We start from the raw sequence: 15,847 nt of genomic DNA on the forward strand, positions 1-15,847 counted from the left end.
CGCCGGACCCCTCCGGCCCCACCCCCACGCAAATGTGAGGTCTGGTGGCATGTTCCGCAGAAACATGCCACCAGACCTCACATTTGTGGTGCCGATGGGCGGGTGGCCGCCCCCGGCGTCAGCCTCGCCGCCCCGTCTGAGCCTCGCCGTCCGGCGTCAGCCTCGCACCGGCGTCAGCGGCGCAGGTGCTCCAGGATCGCGGTGGTGTTCTGGGCGGTGCGGGCGGAGGCCACGGAGAACTCGATCGCCAGGCGCATGCCGATCAGTGCCACCACCGACGGGATCCAGCCCAGCAGCAGTGCGATCAGCAGCGGAATCGCGTTGAACGAGGGCTCGCCGTACCAGGAGGAGTTCAATGCCCCCAGCATCGCGCCGAACATCAGGGAGCCGACCACCTGCGCCGCCCAGATCAGCAGCGCCACGATGATCGCCACGATGTACAGCACGCTCGCGTACTTCAGGGACACGAAGTGCTTGAACTTGAAGTCGAACAGCGCCTGGAGCATGTTCGGGTCGGAGTCGGTGTTGGTGCTGCTGGGGGTGCCGGTGGCGCTCCCAGCAGCGGCAGTGCCGGTGTCGGCGGTGGTGCCGCTCGCCGCGCCGGGGGCGGGCTGGGAGGTGGACCCCACTGCGGGCTGCGCAGGCGCGGAGGGCGCCGACGGAGCGGACTGCCCGTATGCGGAGTAGGCGGGCGCGGACTGCGCGGGCTGCCCCGCGTGTGACTGCTGCGCGGGCTGCGCGCTCGTCGGCTGCTCCGAGGGAACAGGATTCGCGCTGGTCGGCGGCTGGTTCTCGTACGGCTCAGTCATGAACAGGCTCCTTTGGAACATCGGCATCGGCGCCGTCTCCCGGGACGGGTGCCGATGGGGACGAGATGGGTGTGGAGTGATCTCCCCTGGCCGCTATCGTAGTGAGGACCACCGACTGTCGGACGCCCCCAGTACGCTGGGCCGGACGCTCAAGACCGGACGAACCTGCCGAAAGGGGGCGCGATGAGCGGTGCGGGCCGCGCCCTGGAGCAGCTGGAGCTGTTCGATGACGCACCGGTGCTCGCCCTGCTGCGCGCCGACAACGCCCCCATCACCCTTGCGCTGCTCGAGACCCACCTGGGGCAGGACGAGCGCAGCCGTACCGCCGCAGAGCTGTACGAGTTGCTGGACGCGGATCTTGATGAGCTGCGCTTCCATGGCCAGGATCTGCCGCGCAGCGCCCAGCAGTACTGCAAGACCTGGGTGGAGCAGGGGTACCTGACCCGGCGGGCTGCCCAGCAGGAGCGCACCGAGCTGTTCTCCCTGACCGAATCGGCGCACCAGGCCATCCGCTTCCTCGCCGACCTCGCCTCCCCGCGCGAAGCGGTCACCCGCTCCCGCCTGAGCCTGCTCACTGACCGGCTGCTGCAGCTCGCGCAGGAGACGGACCCCGACGCCGGCCGGCGCATCACCGCGCTGCAGGAGCAGCAGGAGCGCATTGCCCAGCAGATCCGCACCCTGCAGGAGCACGGCGCTTCCCCACTGCCCATCTCCCAGGCGGTCGAGGCCGCAGAGGAGCTCTACGCCCTGGCACTCGATGTCCCCTCCGACTTCGCGCGCGTGCGGGCCGAGTTCGAGCGCCTGCACCGCTCGCTGCGGCTGGAGCTCATCGAACACGACGGTCCACAGGGCGAAATCCTCGACCAGCTGTTCCTCGGCGTGGACGCGGTGGAGGACTCCGAGGCCGGGCGTTCCTTCGCCGCCTTCCACTCGATGCTCATCTCCCCGGTGCTCGAACAGCGCTACCACGCGGCCGCAGACGCCCTGGCCACCCGCGATTTCGCGAGCCACCTGGGGGCGGCGAAGATCCGCTTCCTGCAGAACTACCTGGGGCGCCTGCAGCAGGAATCCCACCAGGTGCGCCACGCGATGATCGACCTCTCCCGCTCACTGCGAGAATTCGTGCGCTCCCGTCAGTTCGAGCAGTACCGGGCGCTCGGCGACGTGCTGCGCCGGCCCCAGCGCCTCAGCCTCGAGCTCGCCCCCTTCGTGCGCCCTCATCATCGGATCGGCGTGGGACTCACCCTGTCCACCTTCACGCCGCGCTCCGTCGGCCAGCTGCGCCTGCTGTCCCCGGCGGAGGTCACCGCCGATGATGACCTCTCCGCCGCGGACGCCGAACCGCTGGATCTGGAGCACCTGCGCGAAGTGGTCCGCGAATCGGAGATCGACCTCGCCGAGCTCACCGACGCCGTGGATGACGTCCTGGCCTGGCGCGATACGGCCACCATCGGGGAGGTGCTTTCCGTCCATCCGGCCACCCAGGGCCTCGCCTCGATCGTCGGACTGCTGCTGCTGGCCCAGCGCCACGGCGAACCGGTCACCGACGAGACCGCCGACGCGGACGAAGACCCGGCCCCGGCGACCGAACGGGTCGCATGGGATCTCCCCGAGGCCCCCGGGCAGCGCCGCAGCGCCGTGATCACCGCCCTGCGCTTCACCCGCCCGATCTCCGCTGCCGTCCCCGGCCTCGCGAAGGAGCTGACATGACCCCCGAGAGCCCCGACACCGTCGAGGACCTGGATATCGCCCCCGAGGAGACTGCCCCCGTCGGCCGCGTCACCCTGTGGGAGGGGGATCCCGGAACCCTGCCGCTGAATGTCCGACGCACCCTGGTGGCCCTGCTGCGCGGGCCCTACCTCTCCCAGCGGCGTGACTCGGTGCTGTGGGCCACGCTGCTCGCCCACACCGACGTGATCCGCGCCCACCTGGGGGATCTGCTGCTGCAACTCGAGATCGACGCCGACTCCGAGGTGGCCTTCACCCGGAACCTGCGCCCGGACCCCGACTTCGATCAGCCCGTCCCTTCGGTGCTGCGCACCGCCCCGCTGAGCTTCATCGACTCCGCCCTGCTGCTGCACCTGCGCCACCTGCTGCTGCAGGCCACCGCCCAGCAGGAACGCGCCGTGGTGGGCCGCGACGAAATCGCCGCGCACATGAGCGCCTACCTCACCTCCTCCGGGCACGATGAGGCGCAGTTCGCCAAACGCCTGGCCGCCAGCCTGGAGCGGATGCGCAAATGGTCGCTGCTGGTGGACACGGATACCGCGGACCGCTGGGAGATCTCTTCGGTGCTCGCCCTCGTGCTCACCGCGGAAGAGATCACGGGGATCGAACAGGAATACCAGCGGCTGCGCGAGGCAGCGGCCGACGGGACCCAGCCCGCGCTCACCGAGGTGGAGGAGGAGACCGCATGACCCCGAGCCCCACCCCCACTGCCCGCAAAGGCTCGGCGCCGCAGGAGTCACCCGTCGCGCCCGGACAGATGCGCCTTGCCCGCATCCAGCTGCACAACTGGGGCACCTTCGACAAAGGCCATGACCTCGCAGTGCCGCGTGAGGGCCTGCTGCTGACTGGCGAATCCGGCTCCGGCAAGTCCTCGGTACTGGATGCGATCAGCGCCGTGCTCATGAAACCCGGGGAGGTGCGGTTCAACGCCGCGGCCCAGGACGGCGGCGCGGGGGACCGCGACCGGACGCCGCTCAGCTACGTCCGCGGCGCGTATCGCAAGGAGTCCGATGAGGACACCGGGGAGATGCGCGCCGGGTACCTCCGCCCGTCCACCACGGTCTCCGGCATCGCCCTGACCTTCGAGAACGGAACTGGCGGCGCGCTCACCGCGATCCGGGTGATGCATGTGCCCGGCCGCGGCACCGCGGCAGCGGACCTGCGCTCGGCCTTCCTGCTGTTCGACCGGGCGGTGGAGCTGAACGAGGTGCTGGAGCTGTCCACCTCCGGGATCGATCGCCGACGGCTCAAGCGAGCCCTCTCGCCGCAGGTGGCGTCTGATTCGTACACGACCTTCGGGGTGGCGCTGCGCCGACTGACGGGCATCGGCTCTGAGGCGGCCCAGCGCCTGCTGCACCGCACCCAGTCCGCGAAATCCCTCACCTCCCTGAATGACCTGCTGCGCAGCTTCATGCTGGAGGAGCCCGGCACCTTCTCCCTGGCCGAGCAGGCCGTCGAGCAGTTCCGGGCGCTGCAGGATGCGCACGCCACCGTGGTCGATGCCCGCCAGCAGGTGAATGTCCTGCTGCCGCAGCGAGAGGCCTGGGCCGAGCATGCCCGCGCCACTGGGCAGCGTGATGAGATCCAGCATTTGCGCGAGTGCACTGAACCGTTCCGATACACAGTCCTGCAGCGCCTAGCGCAGCGGGATCTGGAGGACACACAGGTCGCGCTGCAGGCCGCCGAGCATGAGAGCGAGGCCGCGCAGCAGGCGGAGGCCGATGCCCGCCAGGCCCTGCGCTTGGCCGATCAGGCGCTCGCGGCGCATGGAGGCGGGGAGCTCAGTGCAGCGGAGCGGGAGATCGAGCTGGCTGAGCAGCGTCTGAACGCCGTGGAGGCGCAGACGCGCTACCTCGCCCCGGTACGGGAGCGGCTGGAGGCGGACGAACCCACGAACGCTGAGGATTTCGCGAAGATCCAGGCGCAGGCCCAACGGGAGATCGAACGCCTGGATGCCGAACGGGAGCGGCTGCGCGAATCCTCCGGAGAGCTGCTGGTGGCCCAGCGCGACGCCGTCGCCCACCGCACCGAGCTCGAGCACGAGATCCGCTCGCTCAACACACGACGCTCCAACCTGCCCTCCCACCTGGTGGCCGCCCGTGACCAGATCGCCGAGAGTATCGGCGTGCACACCTGGGAGCTGCCCTTCGCCGGAGAGCTCATGGATGTGCGCGAGGCGTCCTGGCGCGGCGCAGTGGAGCGCCTGCTGCGCGGACTCGCCACCACGATCCTGGTCCCGGAGCGGCTGTACCCCCAGGTCGCTGCCGCCGTGGACGGCCGCGACTGGCGGCAGCGCATCGCCTACGAGCGGATGCGGGAGCCCAGCGGCACCCTCGCCCCCGACGCGCCGCAGGAGCGCACGGTGCTCAGCGTCCTGCAGCTCGCACAGGGCCCGCACCAAGCGTGGCTACAGCATCGGCTCACCACGGGCTTCCCGCACGTCCTGGTGGAGGACGCCCCTCAGCTCGCCCGCCACGAACGATCCCTCTCTCGCGCCGGTCAGATCAAGAACCGCGATCACCACGTCAAGGACGACCGGCATCGGATTGATGACTGGTCCCGCTGGGTGATCGGCACCGATAACACCGCGCGGCGCGAGCGCCTGCGCGAGCAGCTCCAGGTCGCGAAGCGCGCGGTCGAGCGCCACCAGGCCCATGTGGGGGAGGTCGCCCAGCAGGAGCGGCAGTTTGAACAGCGCCGACGGGACCTCGAACGCCTGGGCGAGCAGACCTGGGAGGACGTGGACCACGTGGGGGCGACAGCTCGCCTCACGCGACTGCGGGAACAGCGCGAGCGCCTGCTGGCCTCCACCGACCTTGCCCAGCTGAATGCAGCCCAGCAGCGGGCTGACCAGGAGTATCGCGAGGCCACGGAGGTTTCCGCGGCGGCGCGCGATGCACTGCGGCGCCTGCGCGAGGAGGTCGCGGAGGCCCGCGGGGACCTGCGCACCGCGCGCACCCACCTGGAGGGCGTGGAGCTCGAGCCGGAGGTGTTCGAGGCCCTGGATCGCCGGGTCCGCGGGACCCGCCGTAGCGCTCTGACCCGTCGGTCCCTCGCCGAGGCGATGCTGCCGCTCGAGCGGGGGCTGGGAGAGGAGCTGAACGCCGCCGAGCGGGCGCGGCGCGCCGCGGAGAGCACCCTCGCGGCGGCCCGGGCCGAGTACCTGCGCCGCTGGGCGGAACGCTCGGTGAACCTCGTCGATGACATCGCGGCGACCGAGGATTTCCTGGCGGTGCTGGAGCGGCTGGAACGTGACCGGCTGCCGGATTTCGAGCAGCGGTTCCGGGAGCTGCTGCGCACTCAGTCGCAGAACAACATCGGCCAGCTGCGGGCCGTGATCGCGCAGGCCATCCGGGATGTTCACCAGCGGCTGGACCCGGTGAATGCCTCGCTGCGACAGAGCCAGTTCGACACCGAGCGCCGCACCTGGCTGCGCCTGGTGGCGCGGCAGCGCCACACCCAGGAGGTGGTGCAGTTCCTCGCCGAGCTGACCTCGATCACGGAGGGGGCGTTCGGGCAAGAGGACTCGATCGAGCGGGCGGAGGCGCGGTTCGCCGGGATGGATGCGCTGCTGCGGCGCCTCGGCTCCGCGGAGACCGCGGATGTGTCGTGGCGCCGACGGGTGCTGGATACCCGTCAGCATGTGGAGTTCGTGGCGCAGGAGCTCGATGAGAGCGGGACCGTCCTGGACCTGTATTCCGATGCGGGGGGCCGCTCCGGGGGGCAGCGCCAGCGCCTGGTTACCTTCTGCCTCGCGGCATCGCTGCGCTACCAGCTGACCGACTCCGCGGAGGGCTTGCCGCCCTACGGCCTGGTGGTCCTCGATGAGGCCTTCGACAAGACCGATGTGCATTTCACGCGCGCTGGCCTGGAGGTCTTCCGCTCTTTCGGCTTCCAGCTGCTGCTCGCGACGCCGCTGAAGATGCTGCAGACCATCGAGGCGTATGTGGGCGGCGCGGCCGTGGTCAGTAAGAACTCCCGGGACTGCTCCACCTTCGCGGCAGCGACGTTCCTGTCCTCGGGAGAAGAGAGCCCGGAGGCGGGGTCGTGAGGTCCGTGCAGGAGGTGCGTGACCTGCTGCGCACTCGCTGGGAGCGGTCGATGGCGGCATGGCTTGCGGACCCGTCGGCGGCTGCGGTCTCCCTTCCCCTGCACCCGCCGACGCAGCCGCAGGTGCTCGCGGATCCCGCGGCGGTGCAGCGCTGGGTGGAGCAGTGGAGCAGCGCACCCGCGGTGCTGCGCGATGCGGTCATCTGGCGCCGCGTGGCCTGGGCGCACCTGGGGGCGCAGGAGCTGCCGCACCGCTGGGAGATCGCCGGCGCCGAGCAGCTCACCCGCGCCGCGGGGCCTGCTGTGCATGAGCAGTTCACGCAGTTCAGCCACTGGGTACAGCGGGCGCTGGTGCTGCTCACGGGCGCGTCGGACCGACCGGCAGGGGAGCTGCGGGAGGCTCTGGCGCGGGCGATCGTCGCGCAGCGCAGTCGCTGGCTCGGCATGGGGCGGGTCGATGCGGAGCTGTGTCTGCGGGCGGCCGTGTGGGTACTCGCCCATCCGGCCTCGGGTCTGCGGATCCGCCAGGTGCCGCTGCCGGGGATGCACACCAAATGGCTGCAGGCGCATCGCGCCGTGGTCCGCGCCCTGGTCGCCGCGGCGCAGGGCGAGGCGACAGCGGTCGATCAGGACCTGGGGCTCGCCGCGGAGCCTTCGTTCCACGATGTGCTGGTGCTCGATCCTGCGCTGCGCGGCGCTGCTTCAGGCCCGCGCATGCCGCGCGCCAGCCGCGTGGACGCCGCGTTCCTCGCTGAGCTGGAGCTCAGTCCGCGTATCGTGCTGATCTGCGAGAACTCCGAGACGGTGCAGGTGCTCCCGGACCTGCCCGGCACCGTCGCGCTCTCCGGGGCCGGATACGCGGTGGCGAGCGTGCTCGAGGTGCCGTGGGTCCAGCGTGCACCGGTGCTGTACTGGGGTGATCTGGATGCGGACGGTTTCCGGATACTCCACCGCGCCCGCGCCCACCATCCCGCCGTCACGAGCATCCTCATGGACGCGGAGACCTTCGCGCGGTATGCGGAGCTGGCGGTGACGAGCCCCCCGCCGCCCATGGCGGAGCTGCCCTCGCTCACGGAGGGGGAGCAGGAGATGTACCAGCGGCTGCAGGCCGACGGGCTGCGGCTCGAGCAGGAGCGCATCGAGCTCAGCTATGCGGTGGAGACGCTGCGCGAGAGCCTTGCTTCCCGGGGACCTCACGCGGTCGCCGACGTCGGAATCTCCTCACCGAGCCGCACGGCACGGTAGGGATCGGCACCAGCGTCTACGACGTCATCGCTGCGTCGGCCAGCGGCGGCGTCCCGTCGGCCCGTGGAGCGGTGAACCGTGCGGTGAACTCCTCCATCAGGTCGGGCACCTGCTCCGCGGGCGGGCCGACGTGCACTGTCCGACGGGCATCGTCGTCATGGACGAACACCTCACCGTCCCGGTATCGGCCGGGGCTGCGGGAGAGGTCGTACCCCTGCACCATGAAATGCAGCGCGAGCAGCGTCGACTCATCGAGCCGGGCCTTGCGGGCGGCGAGCACCTGCAGGTACGTCGTCGCATCGGAGTACCCCTTGACCGCGATCCACGTGCGGTCCACGGAGATCTGCTCGTCCTCCCCGCCCCGGGGTCAGCCCTTCTGGCCGTAGCGGCGGCGGAACTTCTCCACCCGACCAGCGGTGTCCAGCACGGTGGCGCGGCCGGTGTAGAAGGGGTGCGAAGCGGAGGAGACCTCCACGTCGATCATCGGGTAGGTGTTGCCGTCCTCCCACTCGATGGTCTGATCCGAGGTGCGGGTGGAGCGAGTGAGGAAGGCGTGGTTCGCGCCCTTGTCGCGGAAGACGACGGGGCGGTACTCGGGGTGGATGCCGGGCTTCATCGGGGTTCTCCTTCGGGGCGGCGAGCGGGGCTTACCAGCCGGGGCGGTGAGCGGGGCTTACCAGCTGGACTTGGTCACGCCGGGCAGCTCGCCGCGGTGGGCGAGCTCGCGCAGCCGGACGCGGGACAGGCCGAAACGGCGCAGGTGACCGCGGGGGCGGCCGTCGATCGCATCGCGGTTGCGCAGCCGGGTGGGGCTCGCGTCGCGTGGCAGGCGCTGCAGGGCACGCTGGGCCTGGATCTTCTCCGCGAGGGAGCTGTCGGGGCTCTTGATGGTGCGCTTGAGCTCAGCGCGCTGCTCGGCGTAGCGGGCAACGGTGCGTCGGCGGCGGGCGTCGGCGGCGATCTTCGAGGTCTTGGCCATCAGCGGGACTCCTTGAACTCGACGACAGCCCGAATCTTCGGGTCGTACTTGCGCAGCACCAGGCGATCGGGGGTGTTGCGGCGGTTCTTGGTGGTGCGGTACACGGTGCCGGTTCCGGCGCTCGAGCGCAGCGCGACCTGCGCGCGGACCTCATTCTTGCGGGCCATGGGTTCCTTCCGATGCGGGAGCGCGGACTTGACAGCCGCGCGAGACGACCGCTGAGATTAGCTACTGAGAACCGTTATCGTCAAGCGGAGGAGTTGTCCGTGCCCCAGCAGTCCCAGCCCGATCGCGCCCACCCGGCCGCCGACGGGGGGCGCAGCGTCCCCGTCGCGGTGATCTCCGCGGTGGACCCCGTGCTGCGCGACGCCCTCATCGCGAGCCTGCTGCTGGATGCCCAGGATGCCGTGGCCTTGCGCTACGAGCTCGTCGCCGACTCTGCCGCACTGCGCCGCCTGATCGTCAGCTCCCGGGGTGTCCTCGAGGACGAGCTGGTGGACCTCGACCACCCCTGCCACTCCTGCGCCATGCGCGAGGACGCCGTGCCCACCCTCGAGCGCCTCGCCCGCACGCCCGGCATCGCTGCGATCCTGCTGGCCCCGCCGCTGTCCGCTGAGCCGGCCACCGTCTGCGGCTCCCTGCGCGCCCATGAGGACGGCTGGCACCTGGCCGATGCCGCCGTGGTGCTCGATACCGAGACCGTGATCCACGACCTGCTGGGCGATGACACCCTCGCCGAGCGCGGGCTGCAGTGGCTCGCCGAGGACCATCGGGCCGTGGGCGAGGCACTCGCCGCCCAGCTCGAATACGCGCCCACCGTGGTGCTCGAGGGCGACGGGGCTGGCGCCGGTGCGGAGCTCATCGAGCATCTGCGCGCCCCCGAGCAGCAGCTCATCGAGGGGATCTATGCCCTGGATGCGCGGATGCTGCTGAGTGGACGCCTGGACCACATGCTGGCGCTGCGTCGGCGTGACGTGCGCTATGTCGAGCCCTACGGCGGCCCCACCGGGCACGGCACCTGGACCCTGGATCTCATCTCCGAGCGGCCCTTCCACCCCGATCGCCTGCTCGAGCAGATCGAGGCGATCGGCGCCGGACACCTGCGCGGCCGCGGCCGCTTCTGGGTCCCCGACCGCCCGGACAGCATCTGCCAGTGGGACGGCGCCGGGGGACAGGTCGCCGTCGGCGCCGTGTGGCGCACCCGCGATGACCTGCCCACCACGCGCCTGGTCGTCACCGGCATCCACCCCGAGGACCGCGAGCGGGTGCGCACCGCTTTCGGGCGCGCCCTGCTCACCGAGGAGGAATGGGCCGACGGGCTGGCGCCGTGGCTGGGCTGCGAGGATCGGCTCGCCCCGTGGCTCGGGGAGCGGGAGTCGGCGGCCTGATCTGCGGCTCCTCCTCCCAGGGGCGCTGGGGCGCGATCGCATCGATCCCATCGCGCACGAAACCGCCCTCCCGTCGGACCACATTGGAGGCCAGTGGGAGCTGGTGGGAGGCGCTTTCCAGAATGTGCATGAGGTACCCCGCGGTGTTCGGCAGCGCGAGGATGTCCCCGACGGCCACCCCGCTGGGGAAGTGCAGACGGCGCCGCAGGATCAGCTCCGCCTCGATGCAGTAGGCCCCCACGACGAAGGCGTCCATCGGCTCCCCGCTCTGGGTGCCGGTGCGCACCAGCAGCGGGTCCACCAGGAAGTCATCGGAGGTGGAGCGGCACTGGGTGCGGTTCATCTCCACGCCCACGAGGGCCGCGCCGTGACTGGTGGAGGTGCGCTGAATGACGCGCGTCAGGGTCATCCCGCAGCCGTCCAGCAGCGAGCGGCCCGGCTCGCAGGCCAGGCGCAGCCCGCGTGAGCGCAGGGCCTCCGCGGCGGTGGGCACAGACCCGGCAACTCCATCGGCCCGGGCAGCCCCGTCAGCTCCGTCAGCTTCGGCGGCCCGGGCAGCCTTATCGGCCCGGGCAGCCCCGTCGGCCTCATCGACACTCGCGGGGGAAGCGAGCAGCCCGCGCAGCCAGTCCCCGCGCACGGGGGCCTGGTGGTAGGGGTAGTGCTGGGTGAGCGGTGCCCCCTCCCAGGTGATCCAGTCCGCGGGGTCCGGGCCCTGCGCGGTGCGCACCGCACGCTCGGAGGCCTCCCATTGCTGCTGGTCATCGAGGTAGGATATGGGGATCCCGCCGCCCATGTCCACGAAGGTCGGCTCGTGTCCCGCCTCCCGCAGGGCATCGATGAGCGTGCAGGCCTCACCGATCGCGAGCGCCCGGGCCGCGGCGTCATAGCCGTGCAGGTGGAAGTGGACCCCGGCAATCCGCGCCCCGGCCTCCCGCGCGGCGGGGGAGTCCACCCACGCCCGCCAGGTCGCGGCGGACTCTCCGAACCGGGTGGGCGGCACCGGGCCGACGGGAGTGGGCGCCAGGCGCAGAGCGAGCGCCGGCGGTGCGGCGCCCGGGCGGTCGGTACGCCCCGCGGTGGCGAGGATGTCCAGCACCGCGGCGGCCTCATCGAGGTTGTCGAGCACCAGCATCGCCCCGCATTCCAGGGCCAGCTCCAGCAGCGGCCGCGGCTTGATCGCCGCGGTGACCACGATGCGCTGAGCAGGCATGCCGTGCTCGAGGGCCTGGGAGAGCTCCCGCAGGCTGCCCACATCCAGGCCCAGCCCCGCCTCTTGCGCGGCGGCGACCATGCCCAGGGTCTTGTTCGCCTTGCGGGCCACGAACACGGCGAGCTCCACCCCGGCGTCGTCGGCTGCCTCGGTGAGCTCCGCGGCGTGGCGGGGCAGGGCGGAGAATTCGTGCACGTTCAGCGGGCTGCCGAAGCGCTCCACCAGGTCACGGCAGGCCTCGGGGTCGCCGAGCAGCTCGCGCATCCACGGCTCCAGCCGGGCATCCAGCGGCGGCATCCCCTGGCAGTGAGCCCGCAGCGGATCGGTGGTGCGCAGGCGCCCGGTGAGGCACTCCGCCCAGCGTTCGGGCTCCTGGTGCAGGTGGCGGTTCAGGGTGTCGTGGCCGATCACATGGTCCTCCGTCGGTCGTCCCAGCAGCGCAAGGCCCGTCACGGTGCTGCCATCGGCGCGCAGCGCGCTCGCATCCGGGGCGATCATGGCACCGCGCCGGCCCGGCCGCACCGTGATCAGCCCGTCGGTCAGGAGCTGGCGCAGCAGCGGCTCGTCGAGGCCCTGCACGCCCGGCGGGGGCAGCACCGCATCGACCACCACATCAGCCTCGCCGCTAGCGGCGAGCTGCTCGACCGTGGTCCCGGCCTCGAGCGGCCCCAGGTCCACGGCCCCGGAGGCATGCATCGCCAGGAGCTTTAGTGCGGTGGCCAGCGGCGGCCCGAAGGCGAAACGCTCGAGCACCTGCGCGGCGTCGCGGAAGCGCTGCCACGTCTCCTCCGGAGCAGGCAGGCCGCGCAGCAGCCCGGTGAGCGCCGGGTACAGCCGCGCCCAGGCACGCCCGAGCGCCCACGCCGGTCCCGGGGCACGCTCCCCACAGGCCACCTGCACACTGCGCTCCAGCGCCGTAAGCGCCTGACCGGGGCCGATGGGCAGATCCGGCTCCGCGCCGGTGGCCAGCGTGTGCTCAATATCCGCGCGCGAGGCCGGGCCGCCACGGTCATCCAGCAGCGTAAGCGCCGTGTCCACGACGACCGCGAGCACCTGCTCCACGACGCAGGGATCCGCGGGGTCCAGGCGGCGCAGGCGCTCCTGCCCGACGGTGAGGAGATGCTCGGGCACGTGCGCGGCGGGGCTGTCCGGCTGCGGTTTCGCATCCAGCAGTAGACCGCGGCGTGCGGTGGGTAGCAGCACCGCCGGCTCGGCCGCACCCCGCTCATGGCGCAGCGCACCGTCCGGCTGCTCGACGAAGCGGCCGCCGCGGCCCTCGGTGAGCATGAGCGCCGCATCCAGGAAGGTCAGCGCTGCCCCACGCAGCGCCACCCGCGAGCCCGGCGGGACGTGCACAGGATCGAGCATCTCCTCAGGCGGCAGCACCGCGGGGCGCAGCGGCACAGCCCCCTGCCAGCTGCGAGCGAGAGCGCCCTCATGTGCGCGGGCATGCCCGGTGGCCACGAGCACCTCGTCGGCCCCCGTGATCACCTCGCCGCCCTCCAGCTGGACGGACCAGGTCTCGCCGATCGGCTGGATGGCGGTGGCGCGTGTGCGCACCCGGGTGAGGTCGGCGTGCTCGCCCAGGGCCGACCACAGGCGCGACCAGCGCTCGGCGAGGTACTGGCCTACGACGGCACGCGGCGGGAACAGCTCCCCGGCCAGCTGCGGCGCATGCTCGGCGCACCACGCCGGGAAGCTCGCCGCGGTGCTGCTGGCGGGCGCATCGATCACCCGGCAGTCCACGTTCAGCCGCAGCGGCGCCGGCTGATCCGGGCGGTAGGCGGCGCCGGTGCCCGGATGCTCCCCGGGATCCACGACGACCACCTCTAGGGCGCGACCGGCACCAGCGGCCAGGCGGGCCTGCAACTCTTCGAGGGCGAACAGGGCCTTCGGACCGGCGCCGATCACGACCAGGCGCAGAGGATCACGGCCCGGGGCGGAGCACCGGGTGGAGGGCTCAGGCACGGGCCGCCTCCTCCAGGCGGGTGATCGCGGCGGCGATATCTGCGGGGCTCGCCCCGAGGGTCTCGCGCACCCAGGCATCGCTGTAGATGGTCTCGAGGTAGGGCACGCCGGAATCATGCACGATCAGCGCCACCCGGGCGTCGGCGGCGAGCTGGCCGGGCAGCTGCGCCAGGGCGTGCACGATCGCGCCGGTCGAGGCGCCGGCCAGGATGCCCTCCCGTCGGGCCAGCAGCCGCGCCCCCGCCACCGCGTCCAGGGGCGCCACCCGCACCAGCTCATCGGGGTGCACGCTGCGGGACAGTTCGGTGACCATCCCGGCGCCGAAGCCCGGCAGCGGCCGCGGCGCCGGGGTGCCGTCGAACAGGGCGCTGCCCTGCGCGTCGACGGCGACGGTGCGGGTGCTCATCGCGTGTTCGCGCAGGTAGGCGGTGCAGCCGGAGAGCGTTCCGGTGGTGCTCACGGCCGCCAGCAGCACATCTACCCGGCCCTCGAGCGCCGCGGCGATCTCCGCCATCGTGCCGTTGCGGTGCGCTCCCGGGTTCGCGGGGTTCGCGTACTGGTTGAGGTTCACCGCGCCGGGGATCTCTTCGAGCAGGGCGCGCACCCGCTTCCGCCGGGCGGTGAGCAGGTCGCCGGTCTCCGGATCGGGCTGGTCCACGACCTCCACCTGCCCGCCGAGCGCCCGGATCGTGGCAATCGTCGTGGCATTGGTGCGGGAGTCCACGACGCACACGAACCGCAGCCCACTCACCGCGCAGGTGCGCGCGAGCGCCACCCCAAGGTTCCCGGAGCTGGACTCCACCACGGTGCCGCCGGGAGCGAGGGTGCCATCGGCCAGCGCCGCCTGCACCATCGCCAGGGCCGGGCGGTCCTTCGTGCTGCCCCCGGGGTTCACGGATTCGAGCTTGGCGAACAGCTGCGCCCGGCAGGTGGGGAACAGGCGCGACAGGCGCACCAGCGGCGTCGCCCCCACCGCCGCGGAGATGTCCTCCGCGATCGGCGGGAGGCTCGCACAGGCAGGGGTCTCGGGACGGGATGCAATGGCCGACGGTGCGGCGGAGAGGGAGCTCACCCTCGGACCGTACGGCGCGCGGGCGCTCCTGCCTAGGCTGGCAGGGACCGGTTGGTCGGCCGAGAGGGTGGAAGGTGCTGGCGCGCTCCCGGCGAACTGGCGCTGAGATCCTCAAAGGACGCGGATGGACGATCCGTCAATAGCCGCGTACCGATCTGCGATGATGCGCGCATGCGCATCACACTGATCGGCGGCAAAGGCGGCGTCGGGCGTCTGCTCATCGGGGTCCTGCAGGACCAGCACGAGCTCACCGTCCTGGACCGTTCCACCACGCCCCTGCCCGGGGTGCGGGAGATCGTCGGGGAGGCCGATGATCCCGCAGCGCTCGAGAGCGCCCTCGACGGTGCCGATGCGGTGGTGCACCTGGCCGCTGTGATCCCCCGCGGCTCCGAGGCCGAACAGCTGCCCGGCACAGCGCAGGCGATCGCCGTGAACGTCGGCTCCGTGCTGCTGGCAATGCGAATGGCCCGCATCCTGGGCGTGCGCTCCTTCGTGCACATCAGCTCCCTGTCCGTCTTCGAGCGCTACGCGATCGACCCCATCGCGGCGGGCACAGCGCCCGATGCGACGGAGATCTATGGACTGTCCAAGCGGGTCGCCGAACTGGCATTGCAGGTTGCCTGCGAGGGCCCCGCCCCCACCGCGCAGGAGCAGGACATCACTGTCACCTCGCTGCGCCTGGCCTTCCCCACCACTGCGGAGGCGTGGCCACACTGGGTGGGGCCGCTCCACGGCCCCGAGGACGCGCCCACCGTCCACACCATGGCCGACGGGACGGTGGTGTGCGGCCTGCACCCGACGGATCTTGCCGCGGCGGTGCTCGCGGCGATCGACCGGACTAAGGGAAGGACATGGGAGGCGATCTCGGTGACCGCCGCGCCGGAGACAATCGCCGATGATGCCGCGGAGCGTCTGCTGGGGTGGCGGCCACGGTGGACGCTGGAGAGAGCAGCGGAGGGTAAGCCGGGGAGGCCCGGCTGATGGGAGGGCCCAGCTGCGGGTAGGGCCCAGCTGATGGGGCCCACGTGCTGTGCCGCAGGTCATGTGGGGGAGACCACCCCTCAGAACCCCCTTCTCGGCTTGACGACCAGAACTACTTCTCCGTAATGTTCTTCCTCGTGCCCCGCTGAACCGGGGGCGTCGGAGCGGCTCGCAGAGTTGGTTCCGATGGGTCTGGTTCGGGGTCGGCTTCTCTAGGGCGTGAGTCGGGAAGCGGTTCGGATCACATCGGATCGGTTTGACTCGCGGTGAGTGGCTGGCTTAATCTGGTGGGGTTGCCCCGGAGCGAAGAGCCTGATCGGCTCGGGTTTCCGAGTGCGCGTGTTGTTTGATATCTCAATAGCGTGTCTGTTTGTTGATGCCATATTTTGTATGGCAATTATTGATGGACAACAG

13 protein-coding genes are annotated in these 15,847 nt (G+C 71.5%); 6 read left to right on the forward strand and 7 right to left on the reverse strand.

From position 1 onward, the window contains the following. Window positions 1-173 precede the first annotated feature (173 nt). Window positions 174-809, reverse strand: coding sequence for a DUF4282 domain-containing protein (locus MU407_RS12040; protein WP_246957806.1), 636 nt, complete (start codon window positions 807-809; stop codon window positions 174-176). A 183-nt stretch (window positions 810-992) separates the two neighbouring features. Here MU407_RS12040 and MU407_RS12045 point away from each other — a divergent pair, with 183 nt between their 5' ends. The 4 genes from MU407_RS12045 to MU407_RS12060 are packed head-to-tail and all read left to right on the forward strand — an operon-like array spanning window position 993 to window position 7,832. Next, window positions 993-2,519: a DUF3375 domain-containing protein gene (locus tag MU407_RS12045; protein WP_246957808.1), complete on the forward strand. Its 1,527-nt coding sequence runs from the start codon at window positions 993-995 to the stop codon at window positions 2,517-2,519. Further along, a complete protein-coding gene (locus MU407_RS12050; protein WP_246957810.1) occupies window positions 2,516-3,226 on the forward strand; it encodes a DUF4194 domain-containing protein in 711 nt (236 codons plus the stop codon). The genes MU407_RS12045 and MU407_RS12050 overlap by 4 nt, the downstream gene beginning before the upstream one ends. After that, window positions 3,223-6,588, forward strand: coding sequence for an SbcC/MukB-like Walker B domain-containing protein (locus tag MU407_RS12055; RefSeq protein WP_246957812.1), 3,366 nt, complete (start codon window positions 3,223-3,225; stop codon window positions 6,586-6,588). The genes MU407_RS12050 and MU407_RS12055 overlap by 4 nt, the downstream gene beginning before the upstream one ends. Then, complete coding sequence (locus tag MU407_RS12060) at window positions 6,585-7,832, forward strand: Wadjet anti-phage system protein JetD domain-containing protein (protein WP_246957814.1); 1,248 nt, start codon at window positions 6,585-6,587, stop codon at window positions 7,830-7,832. The genes MU407_RS12055 and MU407_RS12060 overlap by 4 nt, the downstream gene beginning before the upstream one ends. A gap of 16 nt (window positions 7,833-7,848) precedes the next feature. Here MU407_RS12060 and MU407_RS12065 read toward each other — a convergent pair whose 3' ends face one another. Genes MU407_RS12065 through rpmG form a run of 4 tightly spaced genes read right to left on the reverse strand, consistent with a single transcriptional unit; the run spans window position 7,849 to window position 8,978 of the window. Next, on the reverse strand, window positions 7,849-8,169 hold the full coding sequence (locus MU407_RS12065; protein WP_102236877.1) for a Fic family protein: 321 nt from the start codon (window positions 8,167-8,169) through the stop codon (window positions 7,849-7,851). Window positions 8,170-8,199: 30 nt separating this feature from the next. Beyond that, window positions 8,200-8,448 carry a type B 50S ribosomal protein L31 gene (locus tag MU407_RS12070; protein ID WP_246957823.1) on the reverse strand — a complete coding sequence of 83 codons (249 nt, stop codon included), beginning with the start codon at window positions 8,446-8,448 and terminating at the stop codon, window positions 8,200-8,202. 57 nt (window positions 8,449-8,505) lie between these two features. Further along, entirely contained in the window at window positions 8,506-8,811 is a 306-nt protein-coding gene (gene rpsN / locus MU407_RS12075) for a 30S ribosomal protein S14 (protein WP_102236879.1), read from the reverse strand. Next, window positions 8,811-8,978: a 50S ribosomal protein L33 gene (gene rpmG, locus MU407_RS12080; RefSeq protein ID WP_246957825.1), complete on the reverse strand. Its 168-nt coding sequence runs from the start codon at window positions 8,976-8,978 to the stop codon at window positions 8,811-8,813. Before rpmG ends, rpsN begins: the two co-directional genes overlap by 1 nt. A gap of 99 nt (window positions 8,979-9,077) precedes the next feature. On the opposite strand from rpmG, the gene MU407_RS14515 reads away from it, so the two are divergent. Then, window positions 9,078-10,199: a GTP-binding protein gene (locus tag MU407_RS14515; protein ID WP_246957827.1), complete on the forward strand. Its 1,122-nt coding sequence runs from the start codon at window positions 9,078-9,080 to the stop codon at window positions 10,197-10,199. On the opposite strand, the gene MU407_RS12090 is transcribed toward MU407_RS14515, so the two are convergent. Beyond that, window positions 10,105-13,380: an FAD/NAD(P)-binding protein gene (locus MU407_RS12090; protein WP_246957829.1), complete on the reverse strand. Its 3,276-nt coding sequence runs from the start codon at window positions 13,378-13,380 to the stop codon at window positions 10,105-10,107. The two genes, MU407_RS14515 and MU407_RS12090, sit on opposite strands and share 95 nt — an antisense overlap. Further along, window positions 13,373-14,452 (reverse strand): 2,3-diaminopropionate biosynthesis protein SbnA, encoded by a 1,080-nt coding sequence (gene sbnA / locus MU407_RS12095; RefSeq protein WP_246957832.1) that lies wholly within the window; start codon window positions 14,450-14,452, stop codon window positions 13,373-13,375. The genes MU407_RS12090 and sbnA overlap by 8 nt, the downstream gene beginning before the upstream one ends. A 171-nt stretch (window positions 14,453-14,623) precedes the next feature. Between sbnA and MU407_RS12100 the strand changes: the two genes are divergently transcribed. Then, window positions 14,624-15,433 (forward strand): NAD(P)-dependent oxidoreductase, encoded by an 810-nt coding sequence (locus MU407_RS12100; RefSeq protein WP_102236883.1) that lies wholly within the window; start codon window positions 14,624-14,626, stop codon window positions 15,431-15,433. Window positions 15,434-15,847 lie beyond the last annotated feature (414 nt).

It is taken from the genome of Brachybacterium sp. Marseille-Q7125 (genome assembly GCF_023062615.1).
GTDB lineage: Bacteria > Actinomycetota > Actinomycetes > Actinomycetales > Dermabacteraceae > Brachybacterium.